General features: G+C 67.4%; 19 protein-coding genes. 16 read left to right on the plus strand and 3 right to left on the minus strand.

What is annotated here, in order from left to right:
* Positions 1-45 precede the first annotated feature (45 nt).
* From hflK to Bsp3421_RS20570, 7 genes are all read left to right on the plus strand, one after another.
* Positions 46-1404 carry an FtsH protease activity modulator HflK gene (gene hflK, locus Bsp3421_RS20540; protein ID WP_274002923.1) on the plus strand — a complete coding sequence of 453 codons (1359 nt, stop codon included), beginning with the start codon at positions 46-48 and terminating at the stop codon, positions 1402-1404.
* Between the two features lie 15 nt (positions 1405-1419).
* A complete protein-coding gene (gene hflC, locus Bsp3421_RS20545) occupies positions 1420-2319 on the plus strand; it encodes a protease modulator HflC (RefSeq protein WP_274002924.1) in 900 nt (299 codons plus the stop codon).
* 39 nt (positions 2320-2358) lie between these two features.
* Positions 2359-2550 (plus strand): DUF2065 domain-containing protein, encoded by a 192-nt coding sequence (locus Bsp3421_RS20550; protein ID WP_252982925.1) that lies wholly within the window; start codon positions 2359-2361, stop codon positions 2548-2550.
* Between the two features lie 102 nt (positions 2551-2652).
* Entirely contained in the window at positions 2653-3801 is a 1149-nt protein-coding gene (locus Bsp3421_RS20555) for an ATP phosphoribosyltransferase regulatory subunit (RefSeq protein ID WP_274002925.1), read from the plus strand.
* Positions 3802-3924: 123 nt separating this feature from the next.
* Positions 3925-5271 (plus strand): adenylosuccinate synthase, encoded by a 1347-nt coding sequence (locus Bsp3421_RS20560; RefSeq protein WP_274002927.1) that lies wholly within the window; start codon positions 3925-3927, stop codon positions 5269-5271.
* Between the two features lie 6 nt (positions 5272-5277).
* Positions 5278-5868 (plus strand): phosphoribosyltransferase, encoded by a 591-nt coding sequence (locus Bsp3421_RS20565; RefSeq protein ID WP_274002930.1) that lies wholly within the window; start codon positions 5278-5280, stop codon positions 5866-5868.
* A 258-nt stretch (positions 5869-6126) separates the two neighbouring features.
* A complete protein-coding gene (locus Bsp3421_RS20570; protein ID WP_274002932.1) occupies positions 6127-8019 on the plus strand; it encodes a potassium transporter Kup in 1893 nt (630 codons plus the stop codon).
* A gap of 168 nt (positions 8020-8187) precedes the next feature.
* On the opposite strand, the gene Bsp3421_RS20575 is transcribed toward Bsp3421_RS20570, so the two are convergent.
* Positions 8188-10509 carry a Tex family protein gene (locus tag Bsp3421_RS20575; protein WP_274002933.1) on the minus strand — a complete coding sequence of 774 codons (2322 nt, stop codon included), beginning with the start codon at positions 10507-10509 and terminating at the stop codon, positions 8188-8190.
* A 146-nt stretch (positions 10510-10655) separates the two neighbouring features.
* Here Bsp3421_RS20575 and Bsp3421_RS20580 point away from each other — a divergent pair, with 146 nt between their 5' ends.
* From Bsp3421_RS20580 to Bsp3421_RS20590, 3 genes are all read left to right on the plus strand, one after another.
* Entirely contained in the window at positions 10656-11393 is a 738-nt protein-coding gene (locus Bsp3421_RS20580; RefSeq protein WP_274002935.1) for a hypothetical protein, read from the plus strand.
* 86 nt (positions 11394-11479) lie between these two features.
* Positions 11480-11695, plus strand: a complete 216-nt coding sequence (locus tag Bsp3421_RS20585; protein WP_274002937.1) for a YdcH family protein — start codon at positions 11480-11482, stop codon at positions 11693-11695.
* A gap of 64 nt (positions 11696-11759) precedes the next feature.
* Positions 11760-14006 (plus strand): ATP-dependent DNA helicase, encoded by a 2247-nt coding sequence (locus Bsp3421_RS20590; RefSeq protein ID WP_274002939.1) that lies wholly within the window; start codon positions 11760-11762, stop codon positions 14004-14006.
* 102 nt (positions 14007-14108) lie between these two features.
* On the opposite strand, the gene Bsp3421_RS20595 is transcribed toward Bsp3421_RS20590, so the two are convergent.
* Complete coding sequence (locus tag Bsp3421_RS20595) at positions 14109-14933, minus strand: outer membrane protein assembly factor BamD (protein WP_274002942.1); 825 nt, start codon at positions 14931-14933, stop codon at positions 14109-14111.
* 51 nt (positions 14934-14984) lie between these two features.
* Here Bsp3421_RS20595 and Bsp3421_RS20600 point away from each other — a divergent pair, with 51 nt between their 5' ends.
* The 6 genes from Bsp3421_RS20600 to phaR all read left to right on the plus strand — a co-directional run bounded on the left by Bsp3421_RS20600 (position 14985) and on the right by phaR (position 22103).
* Complete coding sequence (locus tag Bsp3421_RS20600) at positions 14985-16202, plus strand: RluA family pseudouridine synthase (RefSeq protein WP_274002943.1); 1218 nt, start codon at positions 14985-14987, stop codon at positions 16200-16202.
* The gene (pgeF, locus tag Bsp3421_RS20605) at positions 16199-17035 is read left to right on the plus strand and encodes a peptidoglycan editing factor PgeF (protein WP_274002945.1); all 837 of its coding nucleotides are present in this window, start codon (positions 16199-16201) and stop codon (positions 17033-17035) included. The genes Bsp3421_RS20600 and pgeF overlap by 4 nt, the downstream gene beginning before the upstream one ends.
* A gap of 468 nt (positions 17036-17503) precedes the next feature.
* A complete protein-coding gene (gene phaC, locus Bsp3421_RS20610) occupies positions 17504-19285 on the plus strand; it encodes a class I poly(R)-hydroxyalkanoic acid synthase (protein ID WP_274004295.1) in 1782 nt (593 codons plus the stop codon).
* A 102-nt stretch (positions 19286-19387) separates the two neighbouring features.
* On the plus strand, positions 19388-20569 hold the full coding sequence (locus tag Bsp3421_RS20615) for an acetyl-CoA C-acetyltransferase (protein ID WP_274002947.1): 1182 nt from the start codon (positions 19388-19390) through the stop codon (positions 20567-20569).
* A 108-nt stretch (positions 20570-20677) separates the two neighbouring features.
* Positions 20678-21418, plus strand: a complete 741-nt coding sequence (locus tag Bsp3421_RS20620; protein ID WP_252982938.1) for a 3-ketoacyl-ACP reductase — start codon at positions 20678-20680, stop codon at positions 21416-21418.
* A 118-nt stretch (positions 21419-21536) separates the two neighbouring features.
* Positions 21537-22103, plus strand: a complete 567-nt coding sequence (phaR, locus tag Bsp3421_RS20625) for a polyhydroxyalkanoate synthesis repressor PhaR (protein WP_274002950.1) — start codon at positions 21537-21539, stop codon at positions 22101-22103.
* A 249-nt stretch (positions 22104-22352) separates the two neighbouring features.
* Here the strand turns inward: phaR and Bsp3421_RS20630 are convergent, their stop codons facing one another.
* Entirely contained in the window at positions 22353-22781 is a 429-nt protein-coding gene (locus tag Bsp3421_RS20630) for a DUF4430 domain-containing protein (RefSeq protein WP_274002952.1), read from the minus strand.
* Between the last annotated feature and the right edge of the window lie 34 nt (positions 22782-22815).

The raw sequence follows: 22815 nt of genomic DNA on the forward strand, positions 1-22815 counted from the left end.
GGCCAGTCCGGTAAACCGGCGCCCAATCTGGTGAACAAAACACAGGTGAACGATTACAACGAGCGGAGTACCTGGCTGCGGATGCGCGCCCTGTTGTCGATCAACGATCCCCGTTGGGGGCGTGGCGACGGCAACGGCGACAAGCCTCGCGCCAATCAACCGAAGCGCCCGGAAGGCCGCGACGGCGACGGCCCACCCGACCTCGACGAAATGTGGCGGAACTTCAACCGCCGCCTGAGCGGCCTGTTCGGCGGCAAGGGCGGCGGCGGCCTGCGTCCGGACAACGGCCAAGCCGCGCGACGCGGCGTCGGCATCCTCGCCGGCGTGCTGATCGCGATCTATGCGGGCAGCGGCACCTTCATCGTGCCCGACGGGCAGACGGGCGTCGTGCTGCAGTTCGGCCGCCTCAAGGGCACGGTGGACCAGGGCGTGCATTGGCGGATGCCGTATCCGTTCGAGTCGCACGAGATCGTCGACACCGCGCAGGCGCGTTCGATCGAGGTCGGCCGCAACAACGTGGTGCGGCTCGCGAACGTCAAGGACGCGTCGATGCTGACCCGCGAGGCCGATATTCTCGACGTGCGCTTCGCGGTCCAGTATCGGATCCGTTCGGCGACCGACTATCTGTTCCGTACCGTCGACCCCGAGCGCAGCGTGGCGCAGGCCGCGCAGGCGGCGATCCGCGAGTTCGTCGGCGCGCGCAGCGCCGACGACGTGCTGAACCAGGACCGCGATGCGTTGCGCGAGCAGCTCAGCCAGGCGATCCAGCGCGATCTCGATCGCGACCAGACCGGGCTTGTCGTGACCGGCGTGACGGTGCAGAGCATCCAGCCGCCCGAACAGGTGCAGACGGCCGTCGACTCGGTGGGGAAGGCGCGCGACGAGGCCCTGGCGGCCAAACAGGCCGCGCAGGCCTACGCGGGCGAGCTGCTGCCGCGCGCGCAGGGCGACGCCGCGAAGATGACGGACGAGGCGAAGGCTTACGCGGATCGCGTGGTCGCGCAGGCGGAAGGCGACGCGGAACGCTTCAAGCAGGTCTACGCGCAATATTCGAAGGCGCCCGCGGTGATTCGCGAGCGCATGTATCTCGAGACGATGCAAGAAATCTACGCGAACACGACCAAGGTCTATGTCGGCAACAAGTCGGGCAACAGCATGCTGTACCTGCCGCTCGACAAGATCGTCGAGCAGGGCCGGCAGCGCGCCGGCGACACGGTGGCGCCCGCGGGCGCGGTAGCGGGCGGGGCAGTCGCACCGGCGAGCGGCGCGGTGGCCGTGGCGCCGGCCTCGGCCGCCGCGGCGCCGGCCGCAGCGACATCGGCCGCGAGCCAGGCCGGCGGCGCGGATGCGCTGCGTTCGCGCGAGGCGTTTCGCAGCCGCATGCGCGAAGACGATCTGCAGTAACCAGGAGCGCTACTCATGAATCGAATCATTGCGCTCGTCGTCGCCATCGTGGTCGTGGCGTTCATTGCATCGTCGACGGTGTTCGTCGTCGATCCGCGTCATGCGGTCGTGTTGTCGGCGCGTGACGGCGCCGCGCCGTCGCTCGTCGGCCCCGGCCTGCACGTGAAGCTGCCGCCTCCGCTGCAAATGGCGACGGCCATCGACATCCGGATCCAGACGCTCGACGCGGGCGATCCGCAGAGCTACCCGACCTCAAGCCAGCAGGAAGTGCTCGTGAGCCCGGTCGTCAAGTACCGGATCGCCGATGCGCTCAAGTACTACGGCGAAACGGGCGGCGCGCCGCGCGACGCCGCGGACCGGCTTGCCGCCGCGCTGAAGGGCGCGCTGGGCGGCGCGCTCGCCCAGCGCGGGCTCGACGATGCGATTGCGGGCCAGCGCGCGATCGCCGACGAGGTGAAGGCGGCATTGCGCACGGAGGCGTCGCGCTACGGCGTCGAGGTCGTCGACGTGCGGCTGACCCGCGTCGACCTGCCCGCCGCGCAGGCCGACGCCGCTTATCAGCGGATGGCGGCGGCCCAGCAGCAGCTTGCCGACCGCGTGCGCGCGGAAGGCGCTGCGCAGGCCGAGCAGATCAAGGCGGACGCGGGACGCGAGCAACAGGCGGTCCTGGCGAATGCATACCGCTCGGCGCAGACGATCAAGGGCGAGGGCGATGCGAAAGCGGCCGCCATCGCCGCCGATGCGTTCGGCCGCGACCCGAACTTCTACCAGTTCTACGCGAGCCTGCAGGCGTACCGGAACAGCTTCAAGCCGAACGACATCATCGTCGTCGACCCCGACAGCGAGTTCTTCCGCTTCATGCGCAGCCCGACGGGCGGCGCGCCCACGCCGGCGCCCGCTCCCCGCAAACATTGACGTACAAGGGGCGCCGCGTCGTGCGGCGCTGTCGATCGCATGGATCTCGCCGGCACACTATTGCTCGCGCTCGCGCTGATGCTGATTATCGAAGGGATCTTTCCGTTCGTTTTCCCGGTCGCGTGGCGCGATACGTTTCGTAGAATAGCGGAGCGGCCCCCGCATCACATCCGGATCGGCGGCCTGATCGCCATCATGCTCGGGCTCGTGCTGCTGCTGCTCGCGACCTGAGCATTCGTCTGCGCATTCGCGGGCCGCTGCGGCCTGTCGTCCAGACCTGATTCAATCCGAGGCGCGCTGCCGCGCCGTCTTTTCCATCGTAGGATCGCAACGATGTCGACCTGGTTACTTCCCGAGAATATCGCCGACGTACTGCCGTCGGAAGCGCGCAAGATCGAGGAGCTGCGCCGCAGGCTGCTCGACCGCTTCCGGGCCTATGGCTACGAGATGGTGATGCCGCCGCTGCTCGAATATCTCGAGTCGCTGCTCACGAGCGGCGGCAACGATCTGCGCCTGCGCACCTTCAAGCTCGTCGACCAGTTGTCCGGTCGCACGCTCGGGCTGCGCGCGGACATCACGCCGCAGGTCGCGCGGATCGACGCGCATCTGCTGAACCGTCAGGGCGTGACCCGCCTGTGCTATGCGGGCAACGTGCTGCACACGCGTCCGCGCGGCCTGCACGCGACCCGCGAGCAGATCCAGATTGGCGCGGAGCTGTACGGCCACGCGGGCCTCGAGGCCGATCACGAGGTCCAGCAGCTGATGCTCGACGCGCTGCGGCTCGCGGGTCTCGCGAACGTCCGCCTCGATCTGTGCCACGCCGGCGTGCTCGGTGCACTGTTCTCGCGGGACGCCGCCGCCGCCGCGCGCGGCGAGGCGCTCTACGACGCGCTCGCGGCCAAGGACGTGCCGCTGCTGAACGAACTGACCGAGAGCCTGAGCCCCGACACGCGCGCCGCGCTGCGCGTGCTGCCGCGGCTGTACGGCGATGCGTCGGTGCTCGACGATGCGCGCCGGCTGCTGCCGGCCCTGCCCGAAATCACGCGCGCGCTCGACGATCTCGCGAGCCTCGCGGCGCAGGTCGCGGGCGCCGAGGTGACGATCGATCTCGCCGACCTGCGCGGCTATGCCTACCACAGCGGCCCGATGTTCTCCGCATACGTGGACGGCGTGCCGAACGCGGTCGCGCGCGGCGGCCGTTACGACCACGTCGGCCAGGCCTACGGCCGGGCGCGCCCGGCAACCGGGTTCTCGCTCGATCTGCGCGAAGTCGCGCGGATTTCCCCGGTCGAGGCCCGCGGCACGGCGATTCTCGCGCCGTGGAAGCAGGACGATGCGCTGCGCGCGGCGGTGGCCGCGTTGCGCGACGCAGGCGAAGTGGTGATCCAGGCGCTGCCGGGGCACGATCATGTGCTCGACGAGTTCGCCTGCGACCGAGCGCTCGTCGAACAGGGCGGCGCATGGGTGGTCGAGCCCCGCTGATACGGGGGCGGATACGGGCGCCGGCGGTTCTTTGGAGTTCCACATCGTTGAAGTGAAACGGAAAAATTCGGAACCGGCGGCGAACATAGGTAGAATACGTTTTTAACCAGCTAACGAATCAACATGTCTGCCAGCGCAGTGAATGTGACTCCCGGGCGCAACGTCGTCGTCGTGGGTACTCAATGGGGTGATGAAGGCAAGGGCAAGATCGTCGACTGGCTGACGGACCACGCCAAGGGCGTCGTGCGTTTCCAGGGCGGTCACAACGCCGGCCACACCCTCATCATCGGCGGCAAGAAGACGATCTTGCGCCTCATCCCGTCGGGCATCATGCGTGAAGGCGTCGCCTGCTACATCGGCAACGGTGTGGTGCTGTCGCCCGAGGCGCTGTTCAAGGAGATCGGCGAGCTGGAAGAGGCCGGCCTCGACGTGCAGAGCCGCCTGTTCATTTCCGAAGCGGCCACGCTGATCCTCCCGTATCACGTCGCGATCGACCAGGCGCGCGAAGCGCGCCGCGGCGCGGGCAAGATCGGCACGACCGGGCGCGGCATCGGGCCTGCGTACGAAGACAAGGTCGGCCGTCGCGCGCTGCGCGTGCAGGATCTGTTCGACGCGAAGACCTTCGCCGACCGCCTGCGCGAAAACCTCGATTTCCACAATTTCGTGCTGACCCAGTATCTCGGCGGCGCAGCCGTCGATTTCCAGTCCACGCTCGACACGATGCTCGGCTATGCGGATCGGCTCAAGCCGATGGTGACCGACGTGTCGCTGCGCCTGTACGAAGAGAACAACGCCGGCAACAACCTGCTGTTCGAAGGCGCGCAGGGCACGCTGCTCGATATCGACCACGGCACCTATCCGTTCGTCACCTCGAGCAACTGCGTAGCAGGCGCGGCGTCGGCGGGCGCGGGCGTCGGTCCGCACAAGCTCAACTACATCCTCGGCATCACCAAGGCCTATTGCACGCGCGTCGGCGCGGGCCCGTTCCCGAGCGAACTGTACGACGCGGACAACCCCAAGCGTCAGGACCAGGTGGGCGTCACGCTCGCGAACGTCGGCAAGGAATTCGGTTCGGTCACGGGCCGTCCGCGCCGCACGGGCTGGCTCGACGCAGCCGCGCTGCGCCGCTCGATCCAGATCAACGGCGTGTCGGGCCTGTGCATGACGAAGCTCGACGTGCTCGACGGGCTCGACGAAGTGAAGCTGTGCGTCGGCTACAAGATGGACGGCAAGGATCTCGACATCCTGCCGCGCGGCGCGGCCGAAGTGGCGCGTTGCGAGCCGGTCTACGAGACCTTCGGCGGCTGGAAGGAAAGCACGGTCGGCATCAAGACCTGGGATGCGCTGCCCGCCAATGCGCGCGCCTACCTGACGCGCATCCAGGAAGTCGCCGGCGTGCCGGTCGACATGGTGTCCACGGGCCCCGATCGCGACGAGACGATCCTGCTGCGCCATCCGTTCAAGGTGTAAGGCGTGATGACGCAACACTCCCTGCCAATGCTGGAAATGGCCGACCCGCGCAATGACGAGAAGAATCTCTGGGTGGGTTGGGATGAGTACCACCGTCTGATCGAACTGCTCGCGCTCGCCGTGCATGAGTCGGGTTGGAAGTTCGACAAGATCCTGTGCCTCGCGCGCGGCGGCCTGCGCGTGGGCGACCAGCTGTCGCGCATCTACGACCTGCCGCTCGCGATCCTCGCGACGAGTTCCTACCGCGAAGCGGCCGGCCGCGAGCAAGGCGATCTCGACATCGGCCAGTACATCACGATGACGCGCGGCGAGCTGACCGGCAACGTGCTGCTGGTCGACGACCTCGTCGATTCGGGCGTGACGCTCGCGCGCGTCCAGCAGCATCTGAAGGAACGCTATCCGGCCGTGACGGCCGTGCGTTCGGCCGTGCTCTGGTACAAGGGCTGCTCGAAGGTGAAGCCGGACTATCACGTGCAGTATCTGGAAACGAATCCGTGGATTCACCAGCCGTTCGAGGAGTGGGACACGGTGCGTCCGCACAACCTCGGCGCGTGGATCAAGCGTGGCAATACGCAACGCGAAGACGCGGATGCGTAAGCAAATCGTCAGCTTGACGTTCGAAACGGCGCCCCTCGGGCGCCGTTTTTTTTCCTTTTTTTTACGCTTGTCGCGCCGACGCGATGCTGGTGCGACAAGGCTTGCGCGCCTTGACAGCGCGGGGCGCCCGGAGGGGCGTGATAAACTGGCTCGCCGTTTCGCGTGGTGCGCTGACAACACAGCGAGACGGCATTTTTGCGTGCCCAGTTAGAATAGCGCTCGTTTTTTCCGACCCCAGAACGGATCTACATCGCTTTTATGACCGACACGAACCACTCGTCCACGCGCCAGCATTCTCTGCAATCGCTCGCGATAGCCGCAATCGGTGTGGTCTTCGGCGACATCGGCACCAGTCCACTGTATTCGCTCAAGGAGGCGTTCAGCCCCTCCCACGGCATTCCCCTCACGCAGAGTTCGATTCTCGGCGTGATCTCGCTGCTGTTCTGGGCCATCATCCTCGTGGTCGGCATCAAGTACCTGCTGTTCGTGATGCGCGCGGACAACAACGGCGAGGGCGGCGTGCTCGCGCTGATGGCGCTGTCGCTGCGGCCGCTCGATCCCAAGAAGAAACTCGCGGGCATCCTGATGGCGCTCGGCATCTTCGGCGCATGCATGTTCTATGGCGACGCGGTCATCACGCCCGCGATCTCGGTGCTGTCGGCGGTCGAGGGGCTCCAGATCGCCGCGCCGCAACTGTCGCACCTGGTGCTGCCGATCACGATCGTGATCCTGATCGCGCTGTTCTGGATCCAGCGGCACGGCACGGCGATGGTCGGCAAGCTGTTCGGCCCGATCATGGTGCTGTGGTTCCTGGCGATCGCGGTGCTCGGCGTGTACCACATCGTTCGCGTGCCGACGATCATCGCCGCGATCAACCCGTACTACGCGTTCTCCTTCATGTCCGAGCACGTGCTGCAGGCCTATGTCGTGCTCGGCTCGGTCGTGCTGGTGCTGACGGGCGCCGAGGCGCTCTACGCGGACATGGGGCACTTCGGCGCGAAGCCGATCCGGCTGGCCGCCTATGTGCTCGTGATGCCCTCGCTCGTGCTCAACTATTTCGGCCAGGGCGCGCTGCTGATCCAGGATCCGAAGGCGATCGAGAATCCGTTCTTCCTGCTCGCGCCTCAATGGGGGCTGTTGCCGCTCGTGGTGCTGTCGACGGTGGCGACCGTGATCGCGTCGCAGGCGGTGATCTCCGGCGCGTACTCGCTGACGAGCCAGGCGATCCAGCTCGGCTACGTGCCGCGCATGAAGGTGCTGCACACCTCGGAGCTGGCGATCGGCCAGATCTACGTGCCGGTGGTCAACTGGCTGCTGCTGTTCGTGATCCTCTGCATCGTGATCGGCTTCAAGAGTTCGGACAGCCTCGGCGCCGCGTACGGCATCGCCGTGACCGCGACGATGGTGATCACCACCGTGCTGGCCTGCGTCGTGATGCTGAAGGTATGGAAGTGGAACAAGTTTCTGGTGGGGCTCATCATCGGGATCTTCCTCGTGGTCGACCTCGGCTTCTTCGGCGCGAACCTGCTGAAGGTCGCGCAGGGCGGCTGGCTGCCGCTCGGCATCGGCGCGCTGCTGTTCTTCCTGCTGATGACCTGGTACAAGGGGCGGCACATCGTCAAGGAGCGCACCGCGGCCGACGGCATCCCGTTGACGCCGTTCCTGCAGGGCCTGCTCGCGCATCCGCCGCACCGCGTGTCGGGCACCGCGATCTACCTGACGGGCAACGACACGCTCGTGCCGGTCAGCCTGCTGCACAACCTGAAGCACAACAAGGTGCTGCACGAGCGCACGCTGTTCCTCACGTTCGTCACGCGCGACATTCCGTATGTGCGCGACGAGGAGCGCGTGACCGTGCAGGAGGCGGGCGGCGGGCTCTATATCGTGAAGGCCGAATACGGCTTCAACGAGACGCCGGACGTGAAGGCGGTGATCGAGGAGGTGGGCCGCACCTACGACATGACATTCGAGCTGATGGATACCTCGTTCTTCCTCGCCCGCGAAACGGTCGTGCCGACCCATCTGCCCGGCATGTCGATCTGGCGCGAGCGCGTGTTCGCATGGATGCATCAGAACGCGGCCAAGCCGACCGACTTCTTCGCGATTCCGGCCAACCGGGTCGTCGAACTGGGAACGAAGATCGAGATCTGAGCCGGGCCGCTTGAATCAAGACGCGAACGGATGCAGATCCGTTCGCGTTTTTTATGCGCGGCGCTTTTGCCGCGGTCGACGCGCCCGCGGTGGCGCGTCGCGCAATAAAAAACCCGCAGCGGGCAGGCTGCGGGTTTGCACGTCGAACGCGACGCCTGACGGTCGCGTTCAGCGCTTGAGCTTCGCGAACGCGGCAGCCATGGCGCCTGCCGGTTCCGGTTCGCGCGCGCGCGGCGGGCGTTGGCCGCCGCCCTGGCCGCGGGCGTTGCCGCCGCGCTCCTGCTGCGTGCCGGCAGGCGCGACGTCGTCGCCGAGCCGCATCGTCAGCGCAATCCGCTGACGTTTGACGTCGACTTCGAGCACCTTGACCTTCACGACCTGGCCAGCCTTCACGACTTCGTGCGGATCCTTGATGAACTTGGTCGACATCGCCGACACGTGCACGAGGCCGTCCTGGTGCACGCCGACATCCACGAACGCGCCGAAGGCCGCGACGTTGGTCACCACGCCCTCGAGCACCATCCCCGGTTCGAGATCCGATACCTTCTCGACGCCGTCGCGGAAGGTGGCCGTCTTGAATTCGGGGCGCGGATCGCGGCCCGGTTTTTCCAGTTCGGACAGGATGTCGCGCACGGTGGGCAGCCCGAAGCGCTCGTCGACGAATTCGGCGGCCGACAGACCGGCGAGCGAGTCGCGATTGCCGAGCACGTCGTCGATGCGCTTGCGAATCTTCGCGAGGATCCGTTCCACGACCGGATAGGCTTCCGGGTGGACCGACGAGCGGTCGAGCGGATTCTCGCCGCCGCTGATGCGCAGGAAGCCCGCGGCCTGTTCGAAGGTCTTGTCGCCGAGGCGGGGTACCTTGCGAAGGTGTTCGCGCGAGGGGAACGGGCCGTTGGCGTCGCGGTAGTCGACGATGTTGCGGGCCAGCGTCGCATTGAGGCCGGACACGCGCGCGAGCAGCGCCGCCGACGCGGTGTTCGCATCGACGCCGACCGCGTTCACGCAGTCCTCGACGACCGCGTCGAGCGAGCGCGCCAGCTCGCGCTGGTTCACGTCGTGCTGGTACTGGCCGACGCCGATCGCCTTTGGTTCGATCTTGACCAGCTCGGCGAGCGGGTCCTGCAGGCGGCGCGCGATCGACACGGCGCCGCGCAGCGTCACGTCGAGCTCCGGGAATTCCTTCGCGGCCAGCTCGGAGGCCGAGTACACCGACGCCCCGGCTTCCGACACGACGATCTTCTGCAGCTTGAGCTCGGGATGGCGGGCGATCAGCTCGCTCGCGAGCTTGTCGGTTTCGCGCGAGGCGGTGCCGTTGCCGATGCTGACCAGCTCCGCCTGGGTCTGCGCGGCGATCCGCGCGAGCTTCGCGAGCGAGCCGTCCCAGTCGCGGCGCGGCTCGTGCGGGAAGATGGTGTCGGTCGCGAGCACCTTGCCGGTGCGGTCGACGACCGCGACCTTCACGCCCGTGCGCAGGCCCGGGTCGAGGCCGATCACGGCCTTCGGGCCGGCCGGCGCGGCGAGCAGCAGGTCCTTCAGGTTGCGCGCGAACACGCGGATCGCTTCGTGCTCGGCGGTCTCGCGCAGCTGGGTGAGCAGTTCGGTTTCCAGGTGCGGCTGCACCTTCACGCGCCAGCACCAGCGGCAGACGTCGGACAGCCACTTGTCGGCCGGGCGGTTCTGGTTCGCGATGCCGACGTGGCGCGCGATCATCGCCTCGCCCGGATGCGGGACCTGCGCGTCGAGTTCTTCGCCGAGGCCGAGCTTGACCGTCAGCACGCCGGCGTTGCGGCCGCGGAACAGCGCGAGCGCGCGGTGCGACGGCACGGTCTTCAGCGTTTCCGAGTAGTCGTAGTAGTCGCGGAATTTCTCGCCTTCCTCGTGCTCCTTGCCGTCGACCACGGCCGACGAGACGATGCCCTGGCTCGTCAGGTAGTCGCGCAGCTTGCCGAGCAGCTCGGCTGTCTCGCCGAACTGCTCGGTCAGGATGTCGCGCGCGCCGTCGAGCGCGGCCTTCACGTCGGCCACGCCCTTGTCGGCGTCGACGTAGGCGGCGGCCTCGGCCTGCGGATCGAGCAGCGGATTCGCGAGCAGCGCGAGCGCGAGCGGTTCGAGACCCGCTTCGCGGGCGATCTGCGCACGGGTGCGGCGCTTCGGCTTGTACGGCAGGTACAGATCTTCCAGCACCTGCTTGCTGTCGGCGGCCTCGACGGCGGTGCGCAGCTCGTCGCTCAGCTTGCCTTGTTCGTCGATGCTCGCGAGGATGGTCGCACGGCGGTCCTCGAGCTCGCGCAGGTACAGCAGGCGTTCTTCGAGCTGGCGCAACTGCGTGTCGTCCAGGTCGCCCGTCACTTCCTTCCGGTAGCGGGCGATGAACGGAACGGTGGCGCCTTCGTCGAGGAGTTGCACCGCTGCGGCGACCTGGCGGGGTTGAACGGTCAGTTCGGTGGCGATGCGCTGTACGATCTTGAGTGCTACGGTTTCCGTCATGTCGTGATGTGCGTCTACGGCCTGCTGGCAAAAACGTCCGGGCCAGGGCTGCCGTGGCGGGCAGGCCGGTCCGGGCGGGTGAATGGAGCGGGGCATTTTGCCATAAATGCGAAAGCGCCCAGCCGGGGGGTGATAGAATTTGACACATGTCCCGCAGCTTTCCTACGACGTTGCCAACCTCCCGCTTATCCCTTGCCGCGCTCGCCGTCGCGTGCGCCGCCGCATTGTCCGTTCCGGTCGCGCCGGCCTTCGCCCAGGCGGCGGCCGTCCCCGCGTCGGGCGCCCGCACGGCCGCCGACGAGCTGAGTTTCGACGCACGTCAAAAAGTGCTCGATCAACGCACGGTGGAAAACGATTATCGTTATGCCGTGGCCCAGCACGACTGCTACAGCAAGTTCTTCGTGAATTATTGCCTGGACAAGGCGCGCGAGAAGATGCGCGACGAGCGTTCGAGCATCAGCGAAGAGCAATTGGCGCTCAACGACGAGCACCGCGCGGTGCGTGCCCAGCAACGTGACCAGGACCTGGCCCTGAAGCAGGCGCAGCAGCAGGCGAATGCGCCGCAGCGCGCGGCGGAAGACGCGGCGAATGCCGCCGCCTACCAGGACAAGCAGCAACAGAACGCACTGAAGCGCGCGCAGCGCGATGGCGAGGGGCCGCAGCGCGCATCGAACCAGCAGGCCTACGGCCAGAAGCAGGCCGACTACCAGCGCAAGCTGGACGAGGCCCGCGCGCAAGGCGCGCAGAAGGCGCAGGAACGGGCGGACAACGCCCAGCGTTACCAGGACAAGCAGCAGGCTGCTGCGCAGCACAAGGCGGATGTCGAGGCGCGGCAGCGGCAGGCCGCCGAAAAGGCGCAGCAAAAACAGCAGCAGGGGCAGTAACCGCGCAGGCGTGGGGGTAGTCGATTCGGCAGGGAGTCTCGGGCGCGCGCTTTTGCGAGCGTGCGCCGCTCAGTGTGGAGGCGAGTATGCAAACCCGTGAAGTGGACGCGCAGCAAGAGTTGAACAACCGATTGGCCTCGTTGCAGGAACTGCACAGCCAACTGGCCCGAGAAATCGAACAGAAAGAGGGCCGTTCGGATATCGACGACCTGACGCTGCACCGCCTGAAGAAAGAAAAGCTGCTCGCCAAAGACAAGATCATCATGCTGCAGTCGCAGCTCGAACCGGATAAGCGCGCCTGAGCGCGGCCTGGCAAGCGCCGGCGCCGCGGCAGGCGCCGGACAGGACACCTAGGAACCGCTTGCCTTGAATTCACCGCTTGATGCCACTCCCGACGCGCGACGCGATGTCGCGTCCGCCGCGCGTGCCCGCGCGCCCGGCGACGGCGCGTATGCGCCGAGCCCACAGCGCGTCAATGAACTCGATGCCATCTTCGGCGAGGGCGGCCTGCTGTCGCGCGTGCTCGACGGCTACCGTTCCCGCGCGTCGCAGATCGAGATGGCGCGGGCCGTCGCCGCCGCGATGGAGGCGTCGGGCAAGTTGATGCCGGAGCCCGAGATCTTCGATACGCGCAAGCGTCCCGCGCGCCGCCTGACGGATGCGCCGGCCGGCGCGGCGGCGGCCGGGCAGGACGCCGCGGCCGACCAGGCCGACAACACGCTGATCGTCGAGGCGGGCACCGGCACCGGCAAGACCTACGCGTATCTCGTGCCGGCGATGCTGTGGGGTGGCAAGGTGATCGTGTCGACCGGCACGAAGCACCTGCAGGACCAGTTGTTCCAGCGCGACATCCCGACGGTGCGCGACGCGCTCGCCGTGCCGGTGTCGGTCGCGATGCTGAAGGGGCGCGCGAACTACCTGTGCCACTACTACCTGCAGCGCACGGCCGACAACGGCCGCCTGCCGTCGCGGCAGGATACCGCCTACCTGCAGGAGATCGTGCGCTTCGCGAAGATCACCCGCAGCGGCGACAAGGCCGAACTCGCGAGCGTGCCGGAGAACGCGCCGGTCTGGTCGATGGTCACGTCGACGCGCGACAACTGCCTCGGCCAGGAATGCCCGCACTACAAGGAATGTTTCGTGATGCAGGCGCGTCGCGAGGCGCAGCAGGCGGACGTCGTGGTCGTCAATCACCATCTGTTCTTCGCCGACATCATGCTGCGCGACACCGGCATGGCCGAGCTGCTGCCGAGCGCGAACACGATCATCTTCGACGAGGCGCATCAGCTGCCGGAGACGGCGACGCTGTTCTTCGGCGAGACGCTGTCCACCACGCAGTTGCTCGAACTCGCGCGCGACGCGGTGGCGGAAGGCCTGAGCCATGCGCGCGATGCGGTCGAATGGGTGAAGCTGGGCGGCGCGCTGGAGCGTGCTGCGCGCGATGTCCGGCTTGCCTTCGCCGACGATACGATCGTGCGGGTCGCGTTGTCCCAGCTCGACGGCGATCATCCGCTGTTCGCGGCGCTCGATGCGCTCGAGGCGGCGCTCGACGCGCTTGCCGCGGCGCTGGCCGGGCAGGCCGAGCGGGCGGAATCGCTGGGCGCGTGCCTGCGGCGCGCGCGCGAACTGCAGGATCTGCTGGCGGGCTGGGTTGTGCCGGAGGCTCCGGGCGCCGTTGCGTCGGGCGCCGCTGCGTCGGGCGCTGCCGAGGAGGCGCCCGCGGAGGAATCCGGCGATCCGAATGAAAAGGTGCGCTGGGTCGAGGTGTTCTCGCATACGGTGCAATTGCACGAGACGCCGCTGTCGGTCGCGCCGATCTTCGCGAAACAGCGCGCGGGCGTGCCGCGCGCCTGGATCTTCACGTCGGCGACGCTGTCGGTGCGCGGCGACTTCACCCATTACGCGGCGCAGATGGGGCTCAGCGCGCGGCGCTCGATGACGCTCGCGAGTCCGTTCGATTATCCGAACCAGGGTTTGCTGTACGTGCCGCGCAATCTGCCGCAGCCGTCGTCGCCCGCGTTCACCGACGCGGTGTTCGAGGCAGCGTGGCCGGCGATCGAGGCGGCGGGCGGCGGGGTCTTCATGCTGTGCACGACGCTGCGCGCGGTCGACCGGATCGCGAACCGATTGCGCGACGCGATCGAGTCGCGCGGCTGGTCGACGCCGCTGCTCGTGCAGGGCGACGCGAGCCGCACCGAGCTGCTCGACCGGTTCCGTGCGTACGGCAACGCGATCCTGGTGGGCAGCCAGAGTTTCTGGGAAGGGGTCGACGTGCGCGGCGACGCGCTGTCGCTCGTCGTGATCGACAAGCTGCCGTTCGCGCCGCCCGATGACCCGGTGCTCGCGGCGCGGCTCGAAGCGTTGACGAAGAAGGGCTTGAGCCCGTTCGCCGTGCACCAGCTGCCGCAGGCCGTGATCACGCTGAAGCAGGGCGCGGGCCGCCTGATCCGCGCGGAAACCGACCGCGGCGTGTTGATGATCTGCGATACGCGGCTCGTCGACAAGCCGTACGGCCGACGCATCTGGCAAAGCCTGCCGCCGTTCAAGCGCACGCGCGAGATCGAGGTGGTGCGCGAGTTCTTCACGGAGCGTCGCGCGGCCCAGGAGGCCTGAGCGGCGCTTCGCCCGAAGCAATAAAAAACCCGGCGCCAGGCCGGGTTTTTTATTGCCTGGTCCGGCCGGCGCGCTGCGCGCCGCCCGGACGGCGGGCTGCCGTCAGAATTGCCACCAGGACTTCTTCGCGCCCGGCCGCGAGCGGCCGGTGACGTACGGGCTGTCCGGGAAGGTCGACGCGAGCACGCGCTTGGTGTCGTCGGCGAGCTGCGGCTGGTTCAGCTTCGTGTACGACAGCGTCATGATGTGCAGCGCGTCCTCGATCGCGGGCGCGTTCTTGTATTCCTTGATCGCGAGCTGCGCGCGGTTGATCGCGGCCACGTAGGCGCCGCGGCGATAGTAATAATCGGCCGCGTGCACTTCGTGCGAGGCGAGCGCGTTCACGATATAGCGCATCCGCGCGGCGGCGTCGGGTGCATACTTGCTCTTCGGAAAACGATCGACCACGACCTTGAACGCGTCGTACGACTCGCGCAGCGCCTGCGGGTCGCGCTCGCTCATGTCCTGGCCCGAGAACCGGCCGAACAGGCCCAGGTCGTCGTTGAAGTGGATCATGCCCTTCAGGTAGTACGCGTAGGGGATGTCCGGGTGATCCGGGTGCAGCTGGAGGAAGCGGTCGACGGCCTGGTCGGCTGCGGCCGGCTCGTTGTCCTTCCAGTTGCAGTAGGCGACGTTGATCTGCGCCTGTTGCGCGAAACGACCGAACGGGTCACGGCCCTGCAGCGATTCGAAGTACTTCGCGCACTTGCCCCAGTCGCCGCCCGTCAACGCATCCTGAGCCTCTGAGTATAATTTGTTGTTCGACCAGACAGCGGTCTCATCGCTCTTCTGCGGCAAACCGTGGCAGCCGGCGATGAGTGCGGCGGCCGCGGCCAGCGCAATCCAGCCGGCCACAGGTTTTGCCGCGCGTTTGGTCGAATTCATCATGGTGAATAGGGCTCGCATGTCCTAGCTTTAAGTCTCGGTGACCCAGTCTAAATGACCCGTTCAAGTTCATTGCATGCCCGGCCGGGCATGGCAAATAGCGACGATTATAGCCCAAGCGCCTCGTCGTCCAACGCTCCTTCCAGTGATTCGCTCGACGATGATCTGACGAGCGAAGCGCTGGAGGTGCGTCCCGCGCCGTCGTCCGACGGTGCGGCCGATACCGCGCCGCGCGTCGTCGAGGTTCCGCCGGCGTTGGCCGGCGAACGCCTCGACAAGGCGCTCGCCCAGCTTTTTCCTGAATTTTCGCGCAACCGGCTGCAAAGCTGGATCGATGCGCAGCGCGTGCGCGTCGACGGCGAACCCGCGCGGGTCCGCCAGCCGGTCCCGCTCGGCGCGACCATCGAGCTCGTGCCCGATCTGCTGCCCGAACAGCTCGCGTTCGCGCCGGAGCCGGTGCCGCTCACGATTGTCTACGAAGACGAGGCGCTGGTCGTCATCAACAAGCCGGCCGGCATGGTCGTGCACCCGGCGGCGGGCAACTGGAGCGGCACGCTGCTCAACGGGCTGCTGCATCGCTACGGCGACGCGGCGGCCGGGCTGCCGCGCGCGGGCATCGTGCACCGTCTCGACAAGGAGACCTCGGGGCTGATGGTGGTCGCGCGCACGCTGGCCGCGCAGACCGATCTCGTCCGCCAGTTGCAGGCCCGCACCGTGAAGCGCCGCTATTTCGCGCTCGTGTGGGGGCAGATGCCGGAGGACGGCACGATCGACGCGCCGATCGGCCGCGATCCGCGCGAGCGCACCCGCATGGCGGTGGTGACCGGTGCGTCGGGCAAACCGGCCCGCACGCATTTCCGCACCGTCGACCGGACGCTGTGGTCGCGCCAGCCGGTCTCGGCGATCCAGTGCGACCTGGAGACCGGGCGGACGCACCAGATCCGCGTGCATTGCGCGCATGTCGGTCATCCGCTGCTCGGCGATCCGGTCTACGGCCGCGCGCGCGGCAAGCGTTCGGTGACGCCGCTGCCGGACGGATTCGCGCGGCAGGCGCTGCATGCGTGGCGGCTCGGGCTCGTACATCCGGTGAGCGGCCGCACGATGCAGTGGCGCTGTCCGCTGCCGGACGACATCGCCGCGCTGGTCGAGGCGCTCGGCTTCGGTCACGACGAAGCGGAATTCGGCGACGACGACGCGGTCTATGAGGATGATTTCGACGCGGCGCGCCTGGACGGCGAGCCGTATCCCGACGACGAGGATGGCCGACCATGACGATGTTGCCCGCGCTGACGCCCGCCGATTGCCTGCAGCCCGACTGGCAGGCGCCGCCGCGCGTGCGCGCGCTGGTGTCGACCCGCGCGGGCGGCGTGAGCCTGCCGCCGTACGGCCGCTGGCAGGAGGGCATCGCGCTGCCGGGCGGCCTGAACCTGGGCCTGCACACCGGCGACGATCCCGCGCACGTCGAGGCGAACCGCGCGCGGCTTCTCGCGCTGACCGGCCAGCCGCGCGCCGCGTGGCTCGAGCAGGTGCACGGCGTCGAGATCGTGCGGGCCGATGCGGCGCTGGCCGCCGCGCCCGATGCGCCGCCGCCGCACGCCGATGCGAGCGTGACCGACACGCCGGGCGTCGTGTGCGTCGTGATGGTGGCCGATTGCATGCCGGTGCTGCTGTGCGACGACGCGGGGCGGGCGGTGGGCGCCGCGCACGCGGGCTGGCGCGGGCTCGTGTCGGGCGTCATCGAGCGCACCGCGCAGCGCGTCGCCGCGCTCGCGGGCGTGCCGCCCGAGCGCCTGCATGCCTACCTCGGCCCGGCGATCGGGCCGACGGCATTCGAGGTCGGGCAGGAGGTGCGCGCGGCATTTCTCGAGGCCGCGCCGCTCGCCGAGCACACGGCCACCGCGCGCGCGTTCGTCGCGCATGACGCGGCGCACGACAAATATTTCGCGCATCTCGCGGCGCTCGCGCGCCTGCGCCTCGCCCGCCTCGGCGTGACGCAGGTGAGCGGCGGCGATCTCTGCACGGTGACGGCGCGCGAGCGCTTCTACTCGTACCGTCGCGACCGCGTGACGGGCCGCATGGCGGCGCTGATCTGGCTCGCGGATTGAGTGCGTTCGCGAACGGGGCCAATCGGGCTGGTTTGTTGCAATTCCCAACGGTATGCGAACGATATTTTTGCTGCACTGCGCAGTTCGATTTTCGCGCGCGCTTCGCTTACACTGCCCGCTTCGATGACGTGCCGCGAAGCCTCGTGTGGCCTTGCGTTCGCCATTTTCCGCGGGTTTTCCGAACCGGCGGGCCGATCGTTGATTGACGTCACAGGTCACATGGGGAAAACGATAATGATAAAACTACCGCACTGCGTCAGAATCTGGAGGAAATACTCCAGAGCATGACGGCCCGCCCGGCGCAACCGTCTGCGGGATGAGGGCGGTACGCGGCTCGAGCAGGATTTCCAGGAAACCCGCGCAGGTATCACCGGTAATGCAGGTATGACAGCACCGAAAAAATCGTCGACATCCCCCGAGGCCGATCGCACCCACGGTAAGCAGTCCGCCGATCCGGCGGCGCAGCAGATGCAGCAGATCTTCGAGACGTGGCTGGGCGCTTGGGCGCGCGCCGCCGAGAGCGGGCGCGCCGCATCCGGCGCCGCTGCCGGGCCGTCGCCGTTCGGCGCCGCCGCGTTTCCGTTCGCGCCGCCGGCCCCCGCCGACTGGGCGGGCGCGACCGGGCCGCTCGCGGCGTTCAAGCTGCCGGTCGCCACGATTCCGCCCGCGCGCCTGCAGCAGCTGCAGACCGATTACTCACAGGAATGCGCGGCGCTGATCCGCCAGTCCACGGCGACGACGCTCGAAGCGCCCGAGCTGAAGGACCGCCGGTTCAGCGCGGATGCCTGGAAGGCGTCGCCCGCGCACGCGTTCGCGGCGGCCTGGTATCTGCTGAACGCGCGCTACCTGCAGGCGCTGGCCGATGCGGTCGAGACCGATGCGAAGACGCGCGAGCGGATCCGCTTCGCGGTGCAGCAATGGACGGCCGCGACCTCGCCGAGCAATTTCCTCGCGCTCAATCCCGACGTGCAGAAGAACCTGCTCGACACGCAGGGGGAGAGCCTGCGCCTCGGCATGATGAATCTGCTCGGCGATTTGCAGCGCGGCAAGATTTCGCAGACGGACGAGTCGCAATTCGTGGTCGGCCGCAATCTCGCCACGACCGAGGGCGCGGTCGTGTTCGAGAACGACCTGATCCAGCTGATCCAGTACAAGCCGCAGACGCCGACCGTGTTCGAGCGGCCGCTCCTGATCGTGCCGCCTTGCATCAACAAGTACTACATCCTCGATCTGCAGCCCGAGAATTCGCTGGTTGCGCACGCGCTCTCCAGCGGCCATCCGGTCTACCTGGTGTCGTGGCGCAACGCGGACGCCTCGGTGGCGCACAAGACCTGGGACGACTACATCGACGAAGGGATGCTCACCGCGATCGACGTGGTCCGCGAGATCAGCGGCCGCGAGCAGATCAACGCGCTCGGCTTCTGCGTCGGCGGCACGATGCTGGCAACCGCGCTCGCGGTGTTCGCCGCGCGCGGCGAACACCCGGTCGCCTCGATGACGCTCCTGACCGCGATGCTCGATTTCAGCGACACGGGCGTGCTCGACGTGTTCGTCGACGAGGCGCACGTGCAGATGCGCGAGCAGACCATCGGCGGCAAGCATGGCGGCAAGCCCGGGCTGATGCTCGGCGTCGAGTTCGCGAACACGTTCTCGTTCCTGCGCCCGAACGATCTCGTTTGGAACTACGTCGTCGACAACTATCTGAAGGGGCGCACGCCGGCGCCGTTCGACCTGCTGTACTGGAACGGCGACTCGACGAGCCTGCCGGGGCCGATGTACGCGTGGTATCTGCGCCATACCTATCTCGAGAACCAGCTGCGCGAGCCGGGCGCGCTGACGGTGTGCGGCGAGCCGGTGGACCTGTCGCGCATCGACGTGCCGACCTTCATCTACGGCTCGCGCGAGGATCACATCGTGCCGTGGCCGACCGCGTACGCGTCGACCTCGCTGCTGACGGGGCCGCTCAAGTTCGTGCTCGGCGCATCGGGCCACATCGCGGGCGTGATCAACCCGCCTGCGAAGAACAAGCGCAGCTATTGGACTCATGACGCGGAGGCGCGCGCCTTGCCGGCCACGGCCGACGAATGGTTCGACGGCGCGACCGAGCATCCGGGCAGCTGGTGGCCCACCTGGATCGACTGGCTCGATCCGTTCGGCGGCCGCAAGGTGAAGGCGCGCACCCAATTGGGCTCGGCGCGCCACCCGGTCGTCGAGCCGGCGCCGGGTCGGTACGTACTGCAGCGGAATTGACGAATCGCGGAACGGGGCGCACGCTCATGGCGTCCTTGCTTGGAATTTTTAACAGGGTGAATCGCGGCGCGCCGCGTCGCGCCGGGCCCGGAGGGTGGTGAAATGACTGACGTAGTGATCGTATCGGCCGCGCGCACCGCGGTCGGCAAGTTCGGCGGTTCGCTCGCGAAGATCGCGGCGCCCGAGTTGGGCGCCGCGGTGATCAAGGCGGTCCTGGAACGCGGCGGCGTGAAGCCGGAGCAGGTCAGCGAAGTGATCCTCGGCCAGGTGCTGACCGCGGCGTCGGGCCAGAATCCGGCACGGCAGGCGGTGATCAAGGCCGGCCTGCCGACCGCGGTGCCCGCGATGACGATCAACAAGGTCTGCGGCTCCGGCCTGAAGGCCGTGATGCTCGCGGCGAACGCGATCATCTCGGGGGATGCCGAGATCGTGATCGCCGGCGGCCAGGAAAACATGAGCGCGGCGCCGCACGTGCTGCCGGGTTCGCGCGACGGCTTCCGGATGGGCGACGCGAAGCTCGTCGACAGCATGATCGTCGACGGCCTGTGGGACGTCTACAACCAGTACCACATGGGCATCACCGCGGAAAACGTCGCGAAGGAGTACGGCATCAGCCGCGCGGAACAAGATGCGTTCGCCGCGCTGTCGCAGAACAAGGCGGAGGCCGCGCAGAAGGCGGGCCGCTTCGACGACGAGATCGTGCCGGTCGAGATTCCCCAGCGCAAGGGCGAGCCGGTGCGCTTCGCGACCGACGAGTTCGTGCGCCACGGCGTGACGGCGGAATCGCTCGCGGGCCTCAAGCCGGCGTTCGCGAAGGACGGCACGGTGACGGCCGCGAATGCGTCCGGCCTCAACGACGGCGCGGCCGCCGTGCTCGTGATGTCGGCGAAGAAGGCCGAGGCGCTGGGCCTCAAGCCGCTCGCGCGGATCAAGGCGTTCGCGAACGCGGGCGTTGATCCGAGCGTGATGGGGATCGGCCCCGTGCCGGCGTCGCTGCGCTGCCTGGAGCGCGCGGGCTGGACGCCCGGCGATCTGGACCTGATGGAAATCAACGAGGCGTTCGCCGCGCAGGCGCTGGCGGTGAACCAGCAGATGGGCTGGGATACCTCGAAGATCAATGTGAACGGCGGCGCGATCGCGATTGGCCATCCGATCGGCGCATCCGGTTGCCGGATTCTCGTGACGCTGTTGTACGAAATGCAGAAGCGCGATGCGAAACGGGGTCTTGCATCGCTGTGCATCGGCGGCGGGATGGGTGTTGCGCTGGCCGTCGAGCGTCCGTGACGAACGCCGGCCGCGCGGTTTCCTTGACGGAGGCGGCGCAGCCGGAACGCAGGCGAGGAAAGAGGGTTGCCGCTCGGCGCTTCTCAAAACGATAATGGAGTGATGTTTATGTCTCAGCGAATTGCTTACGTAACGGGCGGGATGGGCGGCATCGGCACCAGCATCTGCCAGCGCCTCCACAAGGATGGCTTCAGGGTGGTCGCGGGCTGCGGCCCGAGTTCGCCGCGGCGTACGAAGTGGATCGAGGACCAGAAAGCGCTGGGCTTCGATTTCGTGGCATCCGAGGGCAACGTCGGCGACTGGGACTCCACCAAGCAGGCGTTCGACAAGGTCAAGGCCGAGGTCGGCGAGGTCGACGTGCTGGTCAACAACGCCGGCATCACGCGCGACGTCGTGTTCCGCAAGATGACGCACGAGGATTGGACGGCCGTGATCGACACGAACCTCACGAGCCTCTTCAACGTCACGAAGCAGGTGATCGACGGCATGGTCGAGCGCGGCTGGGGGCGGATCATCAACATCTCGTCGGTGAACGGCCAGAAGGGTCAGTTCGGTCAGACCAACTACTCGACCGCGAAGGCCGGCATCCACGGCTTCACGATGTCGCTCGCGCAGGAAGTGGCGACGAAGGGCGTGACCGTCAACACGGTGTCGCCGGGCTATATCGGCACGGACATGGTGAAGGCGATCCGCCCGGACGTGCTCGAGAAGATCGTCGCGACGATTCCGGTGCGGCGGCTCGGTTCGCCCGACGAGATCGGCTCGATCGTCGCGTGGCTGGCGTCCGAGGAGTCCGGGTTCTCGACCGGCGCCGATTTCTCGCTGAACGGCGGCTTGCATATGGGCTGAGCCATGCGGCCGGCCGGCGCTCGCCGGCCGGTGCGTGGTTCGGGTGGTTCCGGGTACGCGTCGCCGAGCGGTTGGCGGCGCGTCGTCACTGCGCTGCGCTGGCGCTCAAAGGCGTTACATGACCAATACAAAGAAGACGGCCGAACGGCTCATCAAGAAATATCCGAATCGCCGGCTGTACGACACGGAGACAAGTACCTACATCACGCTGACCGACGTCAAGCAGCTCGTGCTCGAGCAGGAAGACTTCAAGGTGATCGACGCGAAGAGCAACGAGGACCTGACGCGCAGCATCCTGTTGCAGATCATTCTCGAGGAAGAGAGCGGCGGCGTGCCGATGTTCTCGTCGTCGATGTTGTCGCAGATCATCCGTTTCTATGGCCATGCGATGCAGGGCATGATGGGCACCTACCTGGAGAAGAATATCCAGGCGTTCATCGATATCCAGAACAAGCTGGCCGACCAGTCGAAGAACCTCTACGACACCAACGCGATGAATCCGGAGGTCTGGTCGCAGTTCATGAACATGCAGGCGCCGATGATGCAAGGGATGATGACCAGCTACATCGAGCAATCGAAGAACATGTTCGTGCAGATGCAGGAGCAGATGCAGAGTCAGGCCAAGTCGATGTTCAACGCGTTCCCGTTCCAGCAGCCGGGGCCGGGCGAGCCGGAAAAGAAGTAAAGAAGTAAATCCGCGAGTCGGCGGCGCGCGCGATATCGCCGCGCCGGCTGGCAGGCGTTCGCGTCTTCCGTTTATTCCCCGCTGTCGTTGCGAGCGACCGCCGCGCCGTCCGGCGCGGCTGCGTATGTCGCGCGACTGCGCGTCGCGGTGCCGTTCCAGGTGGTCCCCCACCGTCCCCCGAACCCGTTGTGCCGACCCGGCGCGCGACCCCGCGCTGCATCGGGATCACTCGCGCGCCGCCGTTCCCGCTCAAGCACGAGCGCTGTGGCGCGTCCGAACGCGCGCCGCGCGGCGGCTTTGTTCGCCGGGCGCCGTGGGAATCGCCGTGTATTGCCAGGTCACGGTCGCGCCGGGATTCGGATAGGTGGTGTCCGCGCCGCTCGCGGATGAAACGCCGTTGACGAGCAGTTCCCAGTAGTACTGCGCACCGTTCGAGAGACCGGCGATGCTTTCGACCTCGTAGCCCAGGTAGCCGGGATACTGCGCCGATTCACTGTATCCGTAGTACTCGAGCGTGAAGAGGAACGGATCGGCCGTGCTGGCCGTTTGTCCCAGCACGAAGGCCTGTTCCAGCAATTGCCGGGCGCTGACCTCCAATGAAAACGGTACCGCGTACTCGAACAGCTGATGGTTCTGGTTGTCGATCGCGCGCACGGTGATCGGGCGGTATGCGGACATGGTCTGCCTCGTTATCGGATGAGCGATGCAATCA

Source organism: Burkholderia sp. FERM BP-3421, assembly GCF_028657905.1.
In the GTDB taxonomy this organism is placed as follows: Bacteria; Pseudomonadota; Gammaproteobacteria; order Burkholderiales; family Burkholderiaceae; genus Burkholderia.

Excerpts from the sequence above, each read along its gene's own strand:
- hflC (WP_274002924.1), top strand. The coding sequence starts at position 1,420 with ATGAATCGAATCATTGCGCTCGTCGTCGCCATCGTGGTCGTGGCGTTC.
- Bsp3421_RS20550 (WP_252982925.1), top strand. The coding sequence starts at position 2,359 with ATGGATCTCGCCGGCACACTATTGCTCGCGCTCGCGCTGATGCTGATT.
- Bsp3421_RS20555 (WP_274002925.1), top strand. The coding sequence starts at position 2,653 with ATGTCGACCTGGTTACTTCCCGAGAATATCGCCGACGTACTGCCGTCG.
- Bsp3421_RS20560 (WP_274002927.1), top strand. The coding sequence starts at position 3,925 with ATGTCTGCCAGCGCAGTGAATGTGACTCCCGGGCGCAACGTCGTCGTC.
- Bsp3421_RS20565 (WP_274002930.1), top strand. The coding sequence starts at position 5,278 with ATGACGCAACACTCCCTGCCAATGCTGGAAATGGCCGACCCGCGCAAT.
- Bsp3421_RS20570 (WP_274002932.1), top strand. The coding sequence starts at position 6,127 with ATGACCGACACGAACCACTCGTCCACGCGCCAGCATTCTCTGCAATCG.
- Bsp3421_RS20575 (WP_274002933.1), bottom strand. The coding sequence starts at position 10,509 with ATGACGGAAACCGTAGCACTCAAGATCGTACAGCGCATCGCCACCGAA.
- Bsp3421_RS20580 (WP_274002935.1), top strand. The coding sequence starts at position 10,656 with ATGTCCCGCAGCTTTCCTACGACGTTGCCAACCTCCCGCTTATCCCTT.
- Bsp3421_RS20585 (WP_274002937.1), top strand. The coding sequence starts at position 11,480 with ATGCAAACCCGTGAAGTGGACGCGCAGCAAGAGTTGAACAACCGATTG.
- Bsp3421_RS20595 (WP_274002942.1), bottom strand. The coding sequence starts at position 14,933 with ATGATGAATTCGACCAAACGCGCGGCAAAACCTGTGGCCGGCTGGATT.
- Bsp3421_RS20600 (WP_274002943.1), top strand. The coding sequence starts at position 14,985 with ATGACCCGTTCAAGTTCATTGCATGCCCGGCCGGGCATGGCAAATAGC.
- pgeF (WP_274002945.1), top strand. The coding sequence starts at position 16,199 with ATGACGATGTTGCCCGCGCTGACGCCCGCCGATTGCCTGCAGCCCGAC.
- phaC (WP_274004295.1), top strand. The coding sequence starts at position 17,504 with ATGCAGCAGATCTTCGAGACGTGGCTGGGCGCTTGGGCGCGCGCCGCC.
- Bsp3421_RS20615 (WP_274002947.1), top strand. The coding sequence starts at position 19,388 with ATGACTGACGTAGTGATCGTATCGGCCGCGCGCACCGCGGTCGGCAAG.
- Bsp3421_RS20620 (WP_252982938.1), top strand. The coding sequence starts at position 20,678 with ATGTCTCAGCGAATTGCTTACGTAACGGGCGGGATGGGCGGCATCGGC.
- phaR (WP_274002950.1), top strand. The coding sequence starts at position 21,537 with ATGACCAATACAAAGAAGACGGCCGAACGGCTCATCAAGAAATATCCG.
- Bsp3421_RS20630 (WP_274002952.1), bottom strand. The coding sequence starts at position 22,781 with ATGTCCGCATACCGCCCGATCACCGTGCGCGCGATCGACAACCAGAAC.